This is a genomic window from Francisella hispaniensis FSC454, from assembly GCF_001885235.1.
Taxonomy (GTDB): domain Bacteria; phylum Pseudomonadota; class Gammaproteobacteria; order Francisellales; family Francisellaceae; genus Francisella; species Francisella hispaniensis.
In genome coordinates this window covers 374,840-392,037 of record NZ_CP018093.1, presented here as the reverse complement: position 1 = coordinate 392,037, position 17,198 = coordinate 374,840, and the positions used below count along the sequence as shown (strand labels likewise).

Here is a 17,198-nt window from a genome sequence, read left to right as displayed (position 1 = left end):
TTAATCCTTGTACTCAAAAAAATTAACCATCCAATGGGCTATTATTAAGCTATTATCTCTAATTCTTAGACTTTCTAAAGCATGATGAAACTCGTTTTTTATATCATTTTGATATTCTTTGATAAGCGCATGATTATGTACCTTAAGCATTTCAGGATGGGCTTGTATACCAAGTATATGATTATTTATACAAAACATCTGTACTTTGCAATAATCACTGGTACTTATCAGTTCAGCCTCTTGAGGTAATTTAACAACCATATCTTGATGATAAAACAATAAACTCAAATAATTATGAAATGGCTCCATCCATGGCTTTCTAGTTAAAATCTCAACGTTACGCACTCCCACTGCAAATCCTTTAGGACCTCGTTCAACTCTACCACCTAGAGCTTGAGCTAAAATTTGATGTCCAAAACAAATACCTATAATCTTTTTATGGTTATCATGAAGCTTGACAATCTCTGTTTTTAATTTAATAATCCAAGCAAGATTATCAAAAGCCGTAGCTTTACTCCCAGTTATGATAAAACCATCATATATATTATAGTCTTTAGGATACTCCTGTATAGTTACATCAAAAATATCAAAATCAACCACTACGGATAACTTGAAAAAAAGATTAGCAAACATTTCAGGATAATTACCTCCTGCAACCCCACGACGATGTTCTGGGATATGATCTGTTTGTAAAATTGCTATTTTCATGTGATTTTTATTACTAATTTATTAATGCATCAAAGAGTATTTTTTTAAACTCTGGTGTTATTTCGAAAGTATATGTATAGCTTTTTGTTCCACAACGCGAACCTTTTATTTTTAAAAGGTTACCATCTTTAGCGATATCTTTGATAGTTATCACATCAATTTTTGTACTATCTAAAATTTCAGCTTTACGCTTCCAATTATCTCGATAGCGAGTAATTGCGCTACGATATGAGCCTGATATTTTATTTTCTAAAGCCTTTTTGACAAACTCTTGAGCTCCTTGTGGAATCTCTTCAGCAAACTTTTTAAGCTCATATAAAGTTCTAACATCTTCAATAATACCTCTATTTGACAGCTCACGAATATTATCATCAGCATCAGCTATCTTTAGACGCATAGATATCCAGCTGTTATCTCTACCTAAAACCTTAGCGATATCAGATTTTTTGACATTCTTATTTTCTATCAAATCTCTTAAAGCATCAGCCTCTTCAAACGGTGAGACATTTTCCCTTTGATCATTTTCTAAAAGCTGTAATAGCACAATATTGGCATCAGACTCCTCTTGTCTAACTATACATGGTATTGTTGTTAGACCAGCTTGTTTACTTGCTAAATATCTTCGTTCACCAGCTATTATACAATGAATACCATCAGCTTTTTTAGCAGTAACGATAATTGGCTGAATTACACCATTTTCTTTGATGCTATCAGCAAGAGAATCAATATTTTTGAATGTCTTACGTGGCTGATTAGCATCTGGTTTTACGATAGTTAAAGGTAATTCAAAAAGCTGACCAACCTTGCTTGCCTGTTCGTTTAGCTCTTGTAGCTGCATAGCTCTGAGGATATCTTTTTTCTCTTGAGCAACAGTATCGTGAATCTTATGATTAATTTTACGGTTCATCAAAGAAACTTTTTTAGCCATTATGCTCTCCAAAGAACTCAACTATCTCTCTTGCTAGTTTTTTAACCTGTATATGAACCTTACTTTGCTTAGCGTAGTCACCAACATAAACGCCTTCAGCTTCGGCCTCGATAAACTTAACACTTTGGGAAACATACGCTTCAAAAAAATTGCCATCTTCTTCAAAGAATTCTAACAAACTTTTTGCCATATTTGACTGCATTTGTACTCTGTTAGCAAAGAATTTATAAGGTTTTTCAGCAGTTAGCGCTAAATCTTTTGCTTCGATAAGTCCTGATAAGTCCATACCACTAGGTGAACATGGTATAACTACTAGATCAGATAATAATGCTGATTTTAGCGCTGCAGTTTGGAAATTAGGCGGTGTATCAATAACAATAAAATCTAAGCCTTGCTTAAGCTCAATAACTTTTTCACGCACATTTTTCTCATCGAGACTATACACGAAATTACTTTCCTGATTATTTTTAGTCATCCACATATAAGCATCAGGCTTATCCTTATCCATATCAATTATAGCAACTTTATAGCCAAGCTCTTTTAGACCGCAGGCAATATTAATTGCTGTTGTGGTTTTTCCTGAGCCACCCTTTTGCTGTAGCAAAGAAACTACTTTTGCATTTTTTTGCTTCATTTTTTTTGAACCTTAAAATATACGAATTATTTTATTATATAAAATACTTAGCAAATTATAGTCTATATTTGTCTGCTATAAAACCAACTTTTGTAGATTAACTATTGATAAGCTGCTTGTTTTCTTATATTTTATTAAATCACTGCTGAGTATTCACATAAGTACTCTTTTTATAAAAAATTATTTCAAAGGTTAAAAATGGCAAAAAATTTAGTAATTGTAGAGTCTCCAGCCAAAACAAAGACTATAAAAAAATATCTTGGTGACGAATTTGAAATCTTAGCATCATTTGGGCATGTACGCGAAATACCCTCCAAAGATACTTCTATCGATGTTAATGATAATTTCAAAATTAAATTCACAACTAGTGAAAAAAGCAAAAAACATTTAGATGCAATCAAAAAAGCAGCTAAAGATGCACAAAACATCTATCTTGCTACTGACCCAGATAGAGAAGGAGAAGCGATATCATGGCATGTGCAAGAAGTATTAAAAAGTGCGCGCTTACTTAAAGATAAGAATGTCTATCGTGTCACATTTAACGAAATCACCAAATCAGCAGTGACAAATGCTATAGAAAATCCAAAAGAATTATCTATGGATTTAGTTGATGCTCAAAAAGCACGTCAGGCACTAGATTTTCTTGTTGGTTTTAATCTCTCCCCACTATTATGGCGTAAAATCACAAGTGGCCTATCGGCAGGTAGAGTACAAAGTCCCGCACTAAGGATGATTGTAGAACGTGAAATAGAGCGTGAAAACTTTATCAAACAAGACTATTGGAGTCTAACAGCAGATACTTTCAAACAAAAACAAATATTTGCAAACCTAATTGAGTTTAATAAAAATAAAGTTGAGCAGTTCACTTTCACAACAGCAGAAGATGCTGAAAATGCAAAAGTCGATATCCTAAAAGACGCTAATGGTTTTTTGATAGTTGATGGCATTACTGAGAAAAAAACACGCAGAAACCCATATCCTCCATTTATAACGTCAACATTACAACAAGAGGCTTCAAAAAAACTCGGCTTTACCGCTAAAAGGACAATGTCTACAGCACAAAAGTTATATGAAGGTATAGATTTAGGCAATGGTGAATCCGTCGGTCTTATCTCGTACATGAGAACAGACTCAACCAACATTTCTAACGATGCTCTTAATGATATTAGAAACTTCATTCAAGCAAAATATGATAAAGATATGCTACCAGCTAAGCCACGAGTTTTTGAAAAAAAATCACAGAATGCTCAAGAGGCTCATGAAGCTATCCGTGTCACAGCTGCGAATAGAACTCCAGAATCAATAAAGCAGTTTTTAACTAGTGATGAATTTAAGCTTTACAGCCTAATCTACAATCGAACTATTGCATGCCAAATGAAACATGCAACTTTAAATAGTACATCAGTAGATTTAATTACTGAAAATACTAAACATAAGTTTAGAGTTACCGGTACAGTTATTGTTGATGCTGGATTCTTGAAAATTTATAATGTTGAAAAAGACGAAGATGAAAAAGACTCCGATGATGAGCAAACTTTACCAAAATTTGAAAAAGGTGAAAAAATAACACTAAATGATGTAATTATCAAAGCTCACTCAACAGAGCCACCACCTCGCTATACCGAAGCATCTTTGGTTAAAGCATTAGAGAAATATGGTATTGGTAGACCTTCAACCTATGCCACAATCATCTCTACTTTACAGCAACGCGAGTATGTTGAGGTAGATAAACGTCGTTTTATCCCTACAGATAAAGGCCGTATCGTAAATAAATTTCTAACTGAATATTTCAAAAAATATGTTGAATATTCTTATACTGCAGGCTTAGAAAAAGAGCTTGATGAAATTGCTCATCACAAAAATGATTATCTAAGTGTACTAAATAATTTCTGGCATCCATTTATTGAAAGAATCAATAAGATTTCTGAAGATGTCTCACGCAAAGATGTTGTGCAAGAAGAACTAGATGAAGACTGCCCTGAGTGTGGTAGTAAGTTATCGCTTAGGCTTGGTAAAAATGGTAGATTTATTGGCTGTACAAACTACCCAACTTGTAAATATACTCGTCCAGTAGATAGTGATCCTAAAGAAGTTATCAAAGAAGAGCCTGTAGTCGTAGAAGATAGAAAATGCCCTAAGTGTAGCTCTGATTTGCATATTAAGCAGGGGCGCTATGGTAAGTTTATTGGTTGCTCAAATTATCCTGAATGCAAACATATGGAGCCTCTTGAAAAACCTAAAGATACTGGTGTAGTTTGCCCTAAGTGTAACAAAAACCATATTGTTGAGAAAAAGTCTCGCAAAGGTAAAGTTTTCTATGCTTGTGCAGGCTTCCCTAAGTGTAAAAATGCTTATTGGTATCCACCAATAAAAGAAGAGTGTCCTAAATGCCACTCACCAATACTATTACACAAGACAACCAAAAAAGATGGTGAACAGAAAGCTTGCCCTAATAGCGAGTGTGACTATGCTGTACCATTTGAAGCTAAATAAAAAAATCCTTTCAAACTTAGATTTATCGACTATTCCGTATGTTTAAAATAACTTATCATATCCACAAAGGTGGGAATATAAGTGGTAAAATTGCAATACAAAATATACTCACAAATATTGATAACCCAACTACTACATAGCTGACAACTGATATATCTATATTTTGTCGAGGCTGTTTTGCAAAAATAGATAAACAAAAACCAAAGACAAAAACACAACCAAATAAACCTAAGGATGTTTTAAACATCGCATTTAGCATCCCATCAACCATCCCAGCTGTTAACATCATCATAAATATACATTGATAAGGATTTAAGCATATTTCAAGGCGTTTTTTGTATAAGTTTCTAATAGCTGTAATAATAACTATAGCAGCAGCTATAAACGCAGGAATACCCCATTGTGACCATATTTCTAACAATAGATTATGCGGATAACCATCCGGACGTTTAGTAACTGCTAAATAATTCCATTGCCCTACTCCAGTTAAAGGATGCTCAATCCCAACCCAAAAGGCTTCTTTCCATAATGGAATTCTACCACTAAACCCCCCTCTAACAAGATCTGCTGATGATTCAATATTTGAATGCTCTATAACGGCTATAAAGTAATTATAAAATAAGTCTAACAAGCCAGCATAAACTAAAGTTAAGCCAAACACTACAACTGCTGTTTTAAAATATCTTCGTGCAAAAATATAAAGTAACGGCAATATAACAATATACTCTGCAAAAATTGTTCTAAAACCATGATTGATCAAGATAAACCATGCTAAAGTCAAAGCTATAAATGAGCCGAGCTTATATATAGGTCTTAGATCAACAAACCAAGGCAAAACTAACAATGGCATAAACCAACTAAAATAATTATCTAAAAAACGTGGATTTAAGCAATTATACGTATACAGCAAAACTTTTTGGATATTACTAGCAATATATGATCCATATACCGAGTAATGAGCTAAAGATAATTGTAAAAACAAAGATCCACCAAAAAATATTAACGATAGCAAAATAATTATATAAAAAAATCGTACTGCTCTAGAATTATCCTTAATATAAACAGCTATAAATAAAATACAAAAAAATTGTAAAAATGTTACGCTGACGCCTTTAAAAGCTATAGAAGGAGATATCGCAAAAACTGATGATATAACCCCAAATATAAAAAATAAAGCAATAGCGTATCTAATTGACAAATTAAAACTACTAAATAATTCGATCACCTCAGAAAATATTCTTTTATTTAGAAAAATAGCCACACTAGCAACACCAAGTACTGTATAAAAGATATAATATCGATCTATAAATAGGTAAATATTAGCTGCCAATGTATCATTAAAATAGCTAACTGTACTTCCTGATGTTACTTTGACTAAATTTAATACGGTGTAATGCATAAAAGGCATTAAAAACACAAAGAAAATCGCTAAAGTTAAAAAGTAAAAAATACAATCAGCGTAAGATATTTTTTTTAGGTAATTTATCACTGCTATCACAAATATGTTGAAACTTAATTGTGATAGTTTAGCAAAAATATCATCTTAATTCTTATAAAAAAACGGCAAAAATTATTTGATTTCAAGAGAGGCTTTAGCAAGTTCTGAATTATCTGATTTATTAACTATCAATGCTGTCCATGTCCCATTACAAACTTTGCCATCACTAAGGACGCTTTGACTATCAACTGTATAGTCTTGTGTTTCATTAAATTTAGTAATAGGGAAAGATGTACTATAACAATTAGTATCTTTAGGTGCTACCCATGTTAGATATATTGTCCCTTGTGGCGCACCATTCCAATTTGTTACTATCCTAGCATCAATTTCATGCGTCGCAGCTTTATATTTTAATTTTAGTGTTGCTGTTGGCTTATCTTCGGAAACAACCTCACCATCCTGATCTGGATTATCAAGATTGTCATCAGGATTAACCTTTATTGAATTATCAGAATCATAAAGCTTATCAATAAAAGCATTATACTTACTACAGCCTGCTAAAGTTACTGTCATCAGAGTAAAAATTAGAATTTTTTTCATTAGTATTACCTATTTATTTGTTTTATTGAGTTTTTCCTTGCTCAGTACCAATCTCTTTTTTTATTTCTTCAATTTCTTGGGTCGTTTTGTCAACACTTTGCTGAGTCTGTTTTGCTTGATCATTTAGTTGTTGAGACTTTTCTTTATAAATATCAGCCTTTTTAGTATAACGTTTTAATCTCTTTTGTAAATGTACCGAATCTTGAGCAGCCTTTATAAGCTTTTCTTGAATAGCTTTTTTAGCTGCTACAGCTGCTGCTTCATTTTTATTATTTAGTTTTGCATATGCAGCTTGTAGCTGATTGAGCTCCTGTTCTTTTTTGTCTAGTAGATTTTTGTATTTCTCAGTAAGCTTTTCATACTTTTCTGCTCTTTGCTTAGCTTCATCAGCTTCTTTCTCGATAGTAGTCATCTCTTTTTCTAGCTTCTGCTGACTCTGCTCTAACTCATTTAACTTTTCACTTTTAGATGCGCAACTAGCTAACATAAAGCTAATGATAGTAACTATTATTAACAAATAAGTGGAAATATTCTTTTTCATAGAATTAAATTTATCTCTAAAGTCTTATAAGCTTATATTTTAACAGCTAGAGTATCTAAGTAAAGAATATTAGTATCACAATAATAAAAAAATATTTGCACTATTTAACTTGTGATTTTAATTCGCTAATTTGCTGTGATATTTTAGCTGTTTGATTTGCTTGTGTTTGAGAAATTGCCTTTAAATCATTTATTTGTGCTTGGTAATCATTTGCTAATGTCCTATACCGATTTATTTTCTCATCAATCTTAACTTTTTGTAGAGTTCTTTGAACTAGTTCTTTACTAACAGCTATAGCACTATCACTATTAGGATCTTTAAAGTTACTATAAGCCTTATTGATACTTGCAATATCATTAGCCAAACTATTAGACTGCTTTTGTAACTGATCAGCTTCAAGGCGATATTTAGCAATTTTTGTATGTAGATCATCTATCTTTGCGAGATTTGACGATGCTTGACTGTTTAAGCTATTTTGCGTTTGCTGTAGCTGTTGTAGCTGTTCTGCTGTGCTTGGCGCACATGAACTAAGTACAGCTAGTATAGAGAATATCATCAATGAGGATACAATATTTTTCATTAAACTATGACTATTTGTTTATTGTTATGTTTAAACAATTAAAACAGATATTTTTAGTGAAAAGTCAAAAGAGTAACCAATCTGGCTAAGCAAAGTTAGTTAGACAATCGTTTTTTTGGGAAAAACAAAAATTATAGATATTTGAAGAAATTAAACATTTATTGAGTCAGAAGCAATTACTTCTTTATCATAAACTACATTAGCTGTCCATTTACCACTGCAGTAGTTAGCACCTTGTTTAACTGTTACAGTTGCCCAAGTTTTATCGTTTTTCTCAGCATACTTAGTGATTGGGAAGCTTGTATCATGGCACTTAGAACCTTCAGGAGCTTGCCATTGTAATCTTACACTTCCTTGTGGGTTATTATTGTATGTTGTATATACAGTTGCTTTTATTTTATCCTGACCAAGTTTCTTTAAACTTACCTTTGCAGTTGGCTTAGATACACCTGTTTGCTTAGCAGTAGCTTGCATAGTTGCAGCGGCGCCCTTATCTGATGCTTTTGCATCATCAGAGCCGCCTAAACCTAGAGTAGAACAGCTTGCTAAACCTGCAATTGATAAAGATAAAATACTAAGCTTGATTATTTTTTTCATATAGATACTCCTACTTTTACATATTCACATATACTCAAATTCGATTATAACATTAATTACAATAAAATAAACAGCTGTTTATTAAATGATAATACAACTAACATTACGGTTTTCATTAACAAGTAAGTTATATGTCTTACAAGCAATATCACTCGCCATAAAATCAACACTTTTACCTACTTTTGCGATTTCGTTAATTATTTCAAGAGGTGGTAAAAGTTGTTTTTCTCCGGTACCTATGAGTATTATTTCAGGGTTAGTCGCTAAGATAAGATCAAGATGTCTTTTATTGATACTTTGGATATCATCGATTTTATCTTGATACTCAAGTAGTTGTGTCGCTGACAGAATCAACGGTTGATTATACTCACCTATATTAAGGATAAACTTACCTTTGATATATTCTTTAAAAAAAACTGGGGCTTGTATTTTTTCTTCTTGTAAAGTCATCATAGCAAAAAAACCTTGATTGTAATAATATAGTTAACTATATATAGATTATAACTTATCAATAACATATCTAAACAATATTTTGAGGCGACTATGAATTCGATAATTGAAGACTCTAATTTACCTAAACTTGCTGAATTTAAAGTAGATGAAGTAAAACCTGCTATAGATTACCTCTTTAGCCAAGCAGAAACTAATCTTGAAAAAGCGCTACAAACTCAAAATCCTAGTTGGCAGACATTACTAAATTTAGAGGAAGATGACGAGAAAATAAGTCAAGCATTTTCAACCATTTCACATATGAATGCTGTTTGTAATTCCAAAGAGCTACGTGAAAGCTATGAATACGCTATATCTAAGCTTACTGATTATTATACCAAATTAGGACAAAACAAGAACTTATATAACCTCTACAAGCAGATCCAAGAAGATAATTTAACTACTGAACAAGCTCAAGCAGTACGTAAAGCTATTATTGGATTTGAGCAATCAGGTGTAAATCTTGACGAAGCTAAGAGAAAAAGGCTACAAGAAATCTCTCAAGAGCTTGCCCAACTAAGCACTAAATTTGAAAATAATGTTCTAGATGCGACTATGGACTGGTTATATATTACCAATGATGAGAAAGAACTTAAAGGCTTATCACAACATACTATAGAGTCAGCAAAAGCTAAAGCTAAGCAAAAGAATATCGCTGAAAAATATGCTCTAGGTATAGATATCCCAACATACTTGGCTGTAATGCGACAAGCAGATAATCGAGAACTTCGTGAAAAATTCTACAAAGGGTATTGCACAAAAGCGTCAAAAAAAACTGATAATAAAAATTTCGATAATGATGAAAATATTAAAAAAATCCTAAAATTACGTATCGAGAAATCTCAAATACTTGGCTTTGATAGTTATACTGAAAATTCTCTTTTTACAAAAATGGCTGAAACTCCAGAGCAAGTCTTAGAGTTATTAAACAAACTACTAGAAAAATCTCTACCACAAGCCAAAAAAGAACTTAATGAGTTACGTAGATTTGCAGAGGATGCCGGTCTTGTCGATGCATTACAACCGTGGGATAGCGCATACTATTCTGAGAAACTCAAAAAAGCCAAATTTGACTTCACAGAAGAAGAACTTAGAGAGTATTTCCCATTAGAAAAAGTACAAGATGGATTATTTAAAATACTCAAGCAAATATATAATTTAGATGTAAAAGAAAATACTCAATATACAAAATATGTACCTGAACAGCAGACCTTTGATTTTTTCAGAAATAATCAATACGTAGGTAGTATAATTTGTGATTTCTTTGCTCGTGATAACAAACGCGGTGGTGCATGGATGGATGGTTCACGTACAGCTTTTATCACTTCTAGTGGCTCAAAACAAAATCCCGTAGCTTATGTAAACTGTAATTTCCTACCTCCTTCAAAAAATGGTGCGAACTTAACTCATAATGATGTTGTAACACTCTTTCATGAGTTTGGTCATGCTTTGCATCATATATTATCACAAGTGACAATTCCTTCTATATCTGGTACAAATGGTGTTGAATGGGACGCTATTGAGTTACCAAGTCAATTTATGGAGAATTTCTGCTGGTGTGAAGAAGGTTTAGCACTTATATCTGGATCACGAGATGGTAAGGCACTCAGCAGCAAACAGATAGATAAGCTTGTAGGTACTAGACATTTTCATTCAGCTCTAATGATGGTTAGACAACTTGAGTTTGGTATATTTGATATGAATATTCACCATAAAAAATTAACAACTGCAGCTGAGGTACAAAAAGAGTTAGATAGTATTAGAGAAAAGATTAATCTAATCAAAACGCCAAGTTATAATAAATTCCAAAATGGCTTTTCACATATTTTTGCTGGTGGCTATGCTGCGGGTTACTATAGCTATAAATGGGCAGAAATCTTATCTTCAGATGTATTCTCACGCTTTGAGCAAGAAGGAATACTAAATAGTAAAGTTGGTAATGAGTTGTTAGAAAATATTATTTCTAAAGGATCATCACGTGATGCTATGGATAACTTTGTCGCATTTATGGGACGCAAACCAAACGAAGACGCGCTACTTAGACATAGTGGCATTAACTAAAGATTTACATTTAAGAATAGTACCCTTCAAATTATTGAAGCGGTGACAACCAAAAACTGACAAGACAGCACCATAAAGAACATGCAAACAATAGAAATAGGTAACAAAGCAGAACTACAAGCGTGTAAATTTCTACACACTCAAGCATTAGAAATTCTAGCCCAAAACTTCAAAGCTTTACCATATGGTGAAATAGATATCATTGCTTTGGATAAAGATACTCTAGTCTTTATTGAAGTAAAATATCGCAGTAAAACCAAATTTGCTCAAGCTGAAGAAATGCTGACCTATAGCAAGCAACAAAAACTTGTAAATAGTGCAAATATCTACTTACAACACAATCCCCAATATCAAGATTATCAGTGTCGTTTTGATTTAATTGCGATCAATGAAGGTAATATTAACTGGATAAAGAATGCTTTTGGAGTAATCTAAATCTCTTCAGAAAGAGCAATTAATTTTTTAGCTTGAAATAGCTGATACTCATCAGTTTCATCATTTAAGTTAAGGTTTAAATGACCTACTTTACGCCCCTTGCGAGGTTCTTTGTTATAACTATGAATTTTAACTCTATCTAAAGCTGCCAAATCTTTTGTCGCTGGCATACCACCGATACAATTTAGCATAACTGTCTTACGGCTAGTTGTATCACCTAAAATCAATCCAGCAATAGCTCGTACATGATTCTCAAATTGTGATGTAACCGCACCATCAATACTCCAGTGTCCACTATTATGCACACGTGGCGCTATTTCATTGACTATTAGCTCATCGCCCTTGACAAAAAACTCAATCGCCAAAGTACCAACATATGCAAACTCGTTGACTAAAATTTTAGCTATTTGTTGTGCTTTTTCTGCAAGTACAACATTTTCAAAAGGTGCTTCTGATTCAACGATAATACCCTGTTTATGAGTATTTTTAGCTAATGGATAAAATGCGATATTACCTTTTAGATCAGCTGTACATATTTGTGAAACTTCATAATCAAAATCAACAAAAGCCTCATAAATAAGTCCATCTGGAGCATCCTTGAGCCTATCCCATGCTTTCGTAATATCCTCTTGGGATTTAATCACAAACTGGCCTTTACCATCATAACCAAATCGACGTGTTTTTAGTATAGCTGGCAAACCATGTTCATCTACCGCACTTTGCAATTTTGCCAAACTATCGATATTTACAGATTTTGCAGTAGCAATACCATGATCTTGCATAAAGGATTTCTCAAGCAAACGATCTTGAGAAATAGCTATAGCCTTGGCTGATGGATACACATTTACCTCATGATTTATAGCTTTGATAAGTTCATGAGATATATTTTCATTTTCAAAAGTTATTACATCAAACTGCTTTGCCCAAGCTACAACATCATTTACCTTACTTAGTTCAATATCTGTAACAGTTTTTACAACTTCTTCGGCGCAATCTCCAGTTTTGCCAAGGCAATGAAATTCTAAACCTAAAGGTGTGCCTGCTAAACTTAACATTCTCGCAAGTTGACCAGCTCCGATAATACCTATTTTCATTATTAGTGCTCCCTAGGATCAGGATTATCTAAAACAAATTGTGTTTGCTCAGCTCTAAACTCAGCTAGTGCTTTTGCAATATTTGTATCTGTATGTTGTAGGATACTTGCAGCAAAAAGGCCGGCATTTTTTGCTCCTGCCATACCTATTGCAAAAGTAGCTACTGGAATGCCTGCTGGCATCTGTACTATTGATAATAAACTATCTTGGCCATTAAGTGTACTTGATTTAACTGGTACACCCAATACTGGTAAAGTGGTTTTTGCCGCAACCATTCCAGGTAAATGCGCAGCACCACCAGCTCCTGCTATTATAACCTTAAGTCCTCTAGATTTAGCTGTTTCGGCATACTTAAACATCTTATCTGGAGTTCTATGAGCAGATACTACCTCACATTCATAACCAATACCTAAACTATCTAAGATATCACAACACTCTTTCATTGTGCTCCAGTCAGATTTAGATCCCATTATTACGCCAACTTGTACACTCATTTATCATCTCCTTTTAGGCTAAAAAAATGTTATGCTGAGTTTATTTCAGCATCTATCTTAATTGCCATATTATTGAAATCCTAAAACAAGTTCAGGATATCTTTTAAAGATTAAGTTTTCTTCCAATTTTTAATAACTTGTATCCAAGCTTTACTTTCCAAAGCTTGTACTTTAGTCTTTAAGCTTTCAGCAGTATCATCTTTAGTAACATCACACTTAAGTTGCAAAACAATATCACCACCATCGACCTCTTCGCTTACTTGATGGATAGTGCAGCCAGAAACATTATCACCAGCAGTTATTACCGACTGATGTACTGCTAAATCCATTAATCCAGCATATTTGGGTAGTAGTGATGGATGAATATTTAAGATTTTACCTTCAAAAGCTTTTATAAACACAGGACTTAAAATACGCATAAAACCTATCAGTAAAATCAGATCAGGATTATACTTTTTAATTTCAGCAACGACAATCTGATCATACTGCTCTCTAGTTAAGTCTTTAGCTGTGATATACTTAGCTGTGATATTATGAGCTACTGCTCTTTGTAATATATAAGCATCTTGCTTATTTGAGATTACCAGATTTATCTGAGCATTTAGCTGCTTATTTGCTATCGCATCTATTATAGCTTGCATATTAGTTCCACGTGTAGAACCTAATATAACAAGATTTAGCTTAGACATTATTTATTTAAGCTCCTGATACTTATTACCACGCAACAAATTCATGTGCTTGATACGCTTATTGATTAGCTCCTTGGTACCAATATCTGGACGATGGAATAGTTTACCATAAATATTTTTGACAGCATTTTCAGCTTTTTGCTCTGCTTCAGCTATTGTATCACCTAGGCCAAGCACCGCTATCGCCCTAGAGCCTGTACCGATTAGCTTACCATCTTTATAATCCACAGCACCCAAGAAAAGCTCGACATTATCAGGGCATTGTGAAATATCTATCTCAAAGTTTTTAACTGATTGGTTTGGATAACCAAGCGGTACTAAATACTTACATACACTTGCTTGATTTTTAAACTTAGCTTTGACTTTATCAAGTGTACCTTGTGTAATCGCTTGAGCAATCTCAACGAAATCTGTCTCTAGCAGAGTAAGTAAATTCATCGCTTCTGGATCACCAAAACGTGCATTATACTCAATCACTTTAGTATCATCCTTTGTCGCCATAAAGCCACCATAGAGAATACCCTGGTATGGTTCACCAAATTTATCAGCTAAAGCTTTAACAACCTTCTCATTTATTTGTTTTGCTTTATCAATATCAGCGTCAGATAAAAATGGTAGACTATGATTAGCATCAGAGTAAGTACCCATACCTCCAGTATTAGGTCCTTTGTCGCCTTCATGGGCACGCTTATGATCTTGAACTGCTGGCATATGAATAAAATTTTTACCATCAGTAAATGATATTAGCGAGAATTCCTGCCCAACAAGCTTCTCCTCGATAACAAACTCTTTACCTGCATCTACTAATGACTGACAATGTCTAATCGCCTCATCAAGGCTATGCAAATGATCACCCCAAACAAGCACACCTTTACCACCACACAAACCATCAGCTTTTATGACAAATTGATTTTGATACTCTTTGAGAGTCTCCTCGACTCCATCCATTGAGTTAAACTTTCTAAAGAATGGATTAGCACCAATACCATAGTCACGGATCAAATCTCTTGTAAAACCTTTTGATGTTTCTAGTTGTGCTAATTTTTTGGTTGGACCAACTACGCCAATTGCTGCTGTCTTAAGTGCATCAGCTAGACCAGACTCAAGTGGTGCTTCAGGACCGATAATAGCAATATCAATACTTTGTGATTTTGCATATTCTAGTACTTGATCACAATTACAAATATCAGCGATCTGATAACCTTGTGCTATCTTATCTATCCCAGGGTTAATCGCTGTACTTATACAAAAAAGCTTATTTGCAATAGTACTTCTGTTAACAGCTTCTGCTATCGCATGCTCTCTACTTCCTGATCCTACTAGAAGAATATTCACTGGCTTCTCCATATTTAAGTAATCTGTAACATTTTTAACAATACGTTGATTTATATTTTCTAAATCTCTAGGTACTTCAAACTTTTGTCCTGTTATCATTTCAAAAAGAGTTATATATTTTTGAGATAATTCAACAACTAACTCTTGTGGTGCTTGTGGTAAAACTTCATCATTATATGGATCACAATTTTTTGCAAACCACAATCTAAAAAACTCTTTATCAATATTCTCTGGTTCTTCACCATTTTCAAATCTTGTAGCATAGCTTTCTTTTAGCCAAAATCTTGAGCTATCAGGAGTATGAAGCTCATCAATTAAAATAATTTCGCCTGTCTTTTCATCAACTCCAAATTCATACTTTGTATCTGCTAATATCAAACCATGTTCTAGGGCTTTTTGCTGACCAAATTCAAATAACTCTAAAGCTTTTTGTGAAGCAAAATCCCACTGCTGTTGAGTTAACCAACCTTCCTTGACGATATCCTCAGCTGAGATTGGTCTATCATGGTCTTGTTCTTTGGTCGTTGGTGTAAGGATATTTTGTGGTAACTTTTGATTCTTTTTTAAACCTTCTAGTAGGATATTGCCGCAATAATCACGACTACCATTTTTATAATGTGTCCACAATGATGTAGAAGTTGAACCTGTTATATAACCTCTGACCACGAACTCGATCGGAAGTACTTTTGCTTTTCTTGCGATGACAACATTTGGATCTGGGGATGCTATAAAGTGGTTTTTAACAATATGTGCTGTTTCTTTGAACCACCAAACTGATGATTGTGCGAGGATTTGCCCCTTAAATGGTATAAAGCCCAAAGATCTATCAAAAGCAGATTGTCTATCTGTAGATATCAAAATACTCTTATCATCAGTAAAGTACATATCTCTTACTTTACCTGTATATTTATTCTTGATATCAAGATTTGTTGATTTTAAAACATTCTTTATATTATTAGCGATAATTTGTTTATCAAGCATCAGATAATTTCTACCTTTCCTGAGTTTGTGATTTTACCAATTTGATATAATTTTGTATTAGTGTGTTTTTTAGCTAAATCTTGCATCTTGCCAAATTGATCTTGGTTAGCAATTATAGTCATACCAATACCCATATTAAATGAGCGATACATTTCAAACTCGCTAATATCACCAATTCTCTGCATTAGCTTAAAAATAGCTGGAGTTTCAAAACTATCTTTGACAATTTCCACACCCAATCCTTGTGGCAATACGCGTGGAATATTCTCAATAAACCCGCCACCTGTGATATGAGCCATACCCTTGATATCAACACCGTTATCCAAGAAATCATGGACAATATTAGTGTAGTTGATATGTGGCTCAAGTAGCACATCACCGATAGTTCTACCCTCTAATTCTGGGTAAGTATCAGTATGCTTGTTAGCCGCTACATCAAAAAATAGTTTGCGTGCAAAAGAATAACCATTTGTATGTAACCCTGATGAGCTAAGACCAAAGACTATATCACCCCGTTTGATATTCTCACCATTGATAATTTTATTTCTATCAACGATACCGGTGATAACACCAACCATATCAATCTCGCCAACTTGATATACACCAGGCATTTCTGCAGTCTCACCACCTACTAAAGAGACTCCACACTCAGCACAAGCTTTTGACATTCCTTTAATAAGCTCTTCCATAATCGCAGGATCAAGCTTATCATGTGCGACATAGTCTAGAAATGTAATTGGCTTGGCACCCATTACAACAATATCATTTGTAGCAGCTGAGAAAAGATCATAACCAAGATTCTCAAACTTACCACACATTACTGCTACTTTTGTTTTAGTACCGACACCATCAATTGATTGTACTAAAACAGGATCTTGATAGTTATTGATGATATTTTTTAGTGAGTACAAAGAACCAAAGCTACCCAAGCCTGTCAAAACATCTTGTGTAAAGGTTTTTTTGACATGGTTTTTCATTCTTTCTACAGCTTGATTGCCAGCTTCGATATTTACACCAGCATCTTCATATTTTAAGCCTGCCATTTTATTTCCTTTTTAATCAATTAAAAATATATGTCATTCCGGACTCAATCCACAATTT

Annotated in this window: 17 protein-coding genes; 3 read left to right on the top strand and 14 right to left on the bottom strand. The window is 33.6% G+C overall.

Translation table 11 applies throughout. The annotated features are described in order from the left end of the window. Genes FSC454_RS02045 through FSC454_RS02035 form a run of 3 tightly spaced genes read right to left on the bottom strand, consistent with a single transcriptional unit; the run spans window position 1 to window position 2,270 of the window. Window positions 1-708, bottom strand: a complete 708-nt coding sequence (locus FSC454_RS02045) for a glutamine amidotransferase-related protein (protein WP_014547717.1) — start codon at window positions 706-708, stop codon at window positions 1-3. Window positions 709-721: 13 nt separating this feature from the next. Further along, entirely contained in the window at window positions 722-1,636 is a 915-nt protein-coding gene (locus FSC454_RS02040; RefSeq protein WP_066045548.1) for a ParB/RepB/Spo0J family partition protein, read from the bottom strand. After that, entirely contained in the window at window positions 1,629-2,270 is a 642-nt protein-coding gene (locus tag FSC454_RS02035) for a ParA family protein (protein WP_014549400.1), read from the bottom strand. Before FSC454_RS02035 ends, FSC454_RS02040 begins: the two co-directional genes overlap by 8 nt. A 198-nt stretch (window positions 2,271-2,468) precedes the next feature. Here FSC454_RS02035 and topA point away from each other — a divergent pair, with 198 nt between their 5' ends. Further along, a complete protein-coding gene (topA, locus tag FSC454_RS02030; protein WP_066045551.1) occupies window positions 2,469-4,763 on the top strand; it encodes a type I DNA topoisomerase in 2,295 nt (764 codons plus the stop codon). A 55-nt stretch (window positions 4,764-4,818) separates the two neighbouring features. Here the strand turns inward: topA and FSC454_RS02025 are convergent, their stop codons facing one another. From FSC454_RS02025 to FSC454_RS02000, 6 genes are all read right to left on the bottom strand, one after another. Next, window positions 4,819-6,261: an O-antigen ligase family protein gene (locus FSC454_RS02025; protein ID WP_066045555.1), complete on the bottom strand. Its 1,443-nt coding sequence runs from the start codon at window positions 6,259-6,261 to the stop codon at window positions 4,819-4,821. 72 nt (window positions 6,262-6,333) lie between these two features. After that, a complete protein-coding gene (lpnB, locus tag FSC454_RS02020) occupies window positions 6,334-6,801 on the bottom strand; it encodes a TUL4 family outer member lipoprotein LpnB (protein WP_066045558.1) in 468 nt (155 codons plus the stop codon). Window positions 6,802-6,823: 22 nt separating this feature from the next. Then, entirely contained in the window at window positions 6,824-7,342 is a 519-nt protein-coding gene (locus tag FSC454_RS02015) for a hypothetical protein (RefSeq protein ID WP_066045561.1), read from the bottom strand. 100 nt (window positions 7,343-7,442) lie between these two features. Then, window positions 7,443-7,922 (bottom strand): hypothetical protein, encoded by a 480-nt coding sequence (locus tag FSC454_RS02010; protein WP_066045564.1) that lies wholly within the window; start codon window positions 7,920-7,922, stop codon window positions 7,443-7,445. Between the two features lie 150 nt (window positions 7,923-8,072). Beyond that, window positions 8,073-8,519, bottom strand: a complete 447-nt coding sequence (gene lpnA / locus FSC454_RS02005; RefSeq protein ID WP_066045567.1) for an outer member lipoprotein TUL4/LpnA — start codon at window positions 8,517-8,519, stop codon at window positions 8,073-8,075. Window positions 8,520-8,600: 81 nt separating this feature from the next. Further along, window positions 8,601-8,972: an Mth938-like domain-containing protein gene (locus tag FSC454_RS02000; protein WP_066045569.1), complete on the bottom strand. Its 372-nt coding sequence runs from the start codon at window positions 8,970-8,972 to the stop codon at window positions 8,601-8,603. 90 nt (window positions 8,973-9,062) lie between these two features. Between FSC454_RS02000 and FSC454_RS01995 the strand changes: the two genes are divergently transcribed. Both FSC454_RS01995 and FSC454_RS01990 read left to right on the top strand, forming a co-directional pair. Beyond that, window positions 9,063-11,069, top strand: coding sequence for a M3 family metallopeptidase (locus FSC454_RS01995; RefSeq protein ID WP_066045573.1), 2,007 nt, complete (start codon window positions 9,063-9,065; stop codon window positions 11,067-11,069). 81 nt (window positions 11,070-11,150) lie between these two features. After that, window positions 11,151-11,504 (top strand): YraN family protein, encoded by a 354-nt coding sequence (locus FSC454_RS01990; protein ID WP_066045576.1) that lies wholly within the window; start codon window positions 11,151-11,153, stop codon window positions 11,502-11,504. Here the strand turns inward: FSC454_RS01990 and FSC454_RS01985 are convergent. The 5 genes from FSC454_RS01985 to purM all read right to left on the bottom strand — a co-directional run bounded on the left by FSC454_RS01985 (window position 11,501) and on the right by purM (window position 17,140). Then, a complete protein-coding gene (locus tag FSC454_RS01985) occupies window positions 11,501-12,598 on the bottom strand; it encodes a 5-(carboxyamino)imidazole ribonucleotide synthase (RefSeq protein ID WP_066045579.1) in 1,098 nt (365 codons plus the stop codon). The genes FSC454_RS01990 and FSC454_RS01985 overlap by 4 nt on opposite strands. Before the next feature lie 2 nt (window positions 12,599-12,600). Further along, window positions 12,601-13,092 carry a 5-(carboxyamino)imidazole ribonucleotide mutase gene (purE, locus tag FSC454_RS01980; RefSeq protein WP_014547704.1) on the bottom strand — a complete coding sequence of 164 codons (492 nt, stop codon included), beginning with the start codon at window positions 13,090-13,092 and terminating at the stop codon, window positions 12,601-12,603. A gap of 110 nt (window positions 13,093-13,202) precedes the next feature. After that, window positions 13,203-13,781, bottom strand: a complete 579-nt coding sequence (gene purN / locus FSC454_RS01975) for a phosphoribosylglycinamide formyltransferase (RefSeq protein WP_014547703.1) — start codon at window positions 13,779-13,781, stop codon at window positions 13,203-13,205. Window positions 13,782-13,784: 3 nt separating this feature from the next. After that, entirely contained in the window at window positions 13,785-16,097 is a 2,313-nt protein-coding gene (locus FSC454_RS01970) for a phosphoribosylaminoimidazolesuccinocarboxamide synthase (protein WP_066045582.1), read from the bottom strand. Next, a complete protein-coding gene (gene purM / locus FSC454_RS01965; protein WP_066045585.1) occupies window positions 16,097-17,140 on the bottom strand; it encodes a phosphoribosylformylglycinamidine cyclo-ligase in 1,044 nt (347 codons plus the stop codon). Before purM ends, FSC454_RS01970 begins: the two co-directional genes overlap by 1 nt. Window positions 17,141-17,198 lie beyond the last annotated feature (58 nt).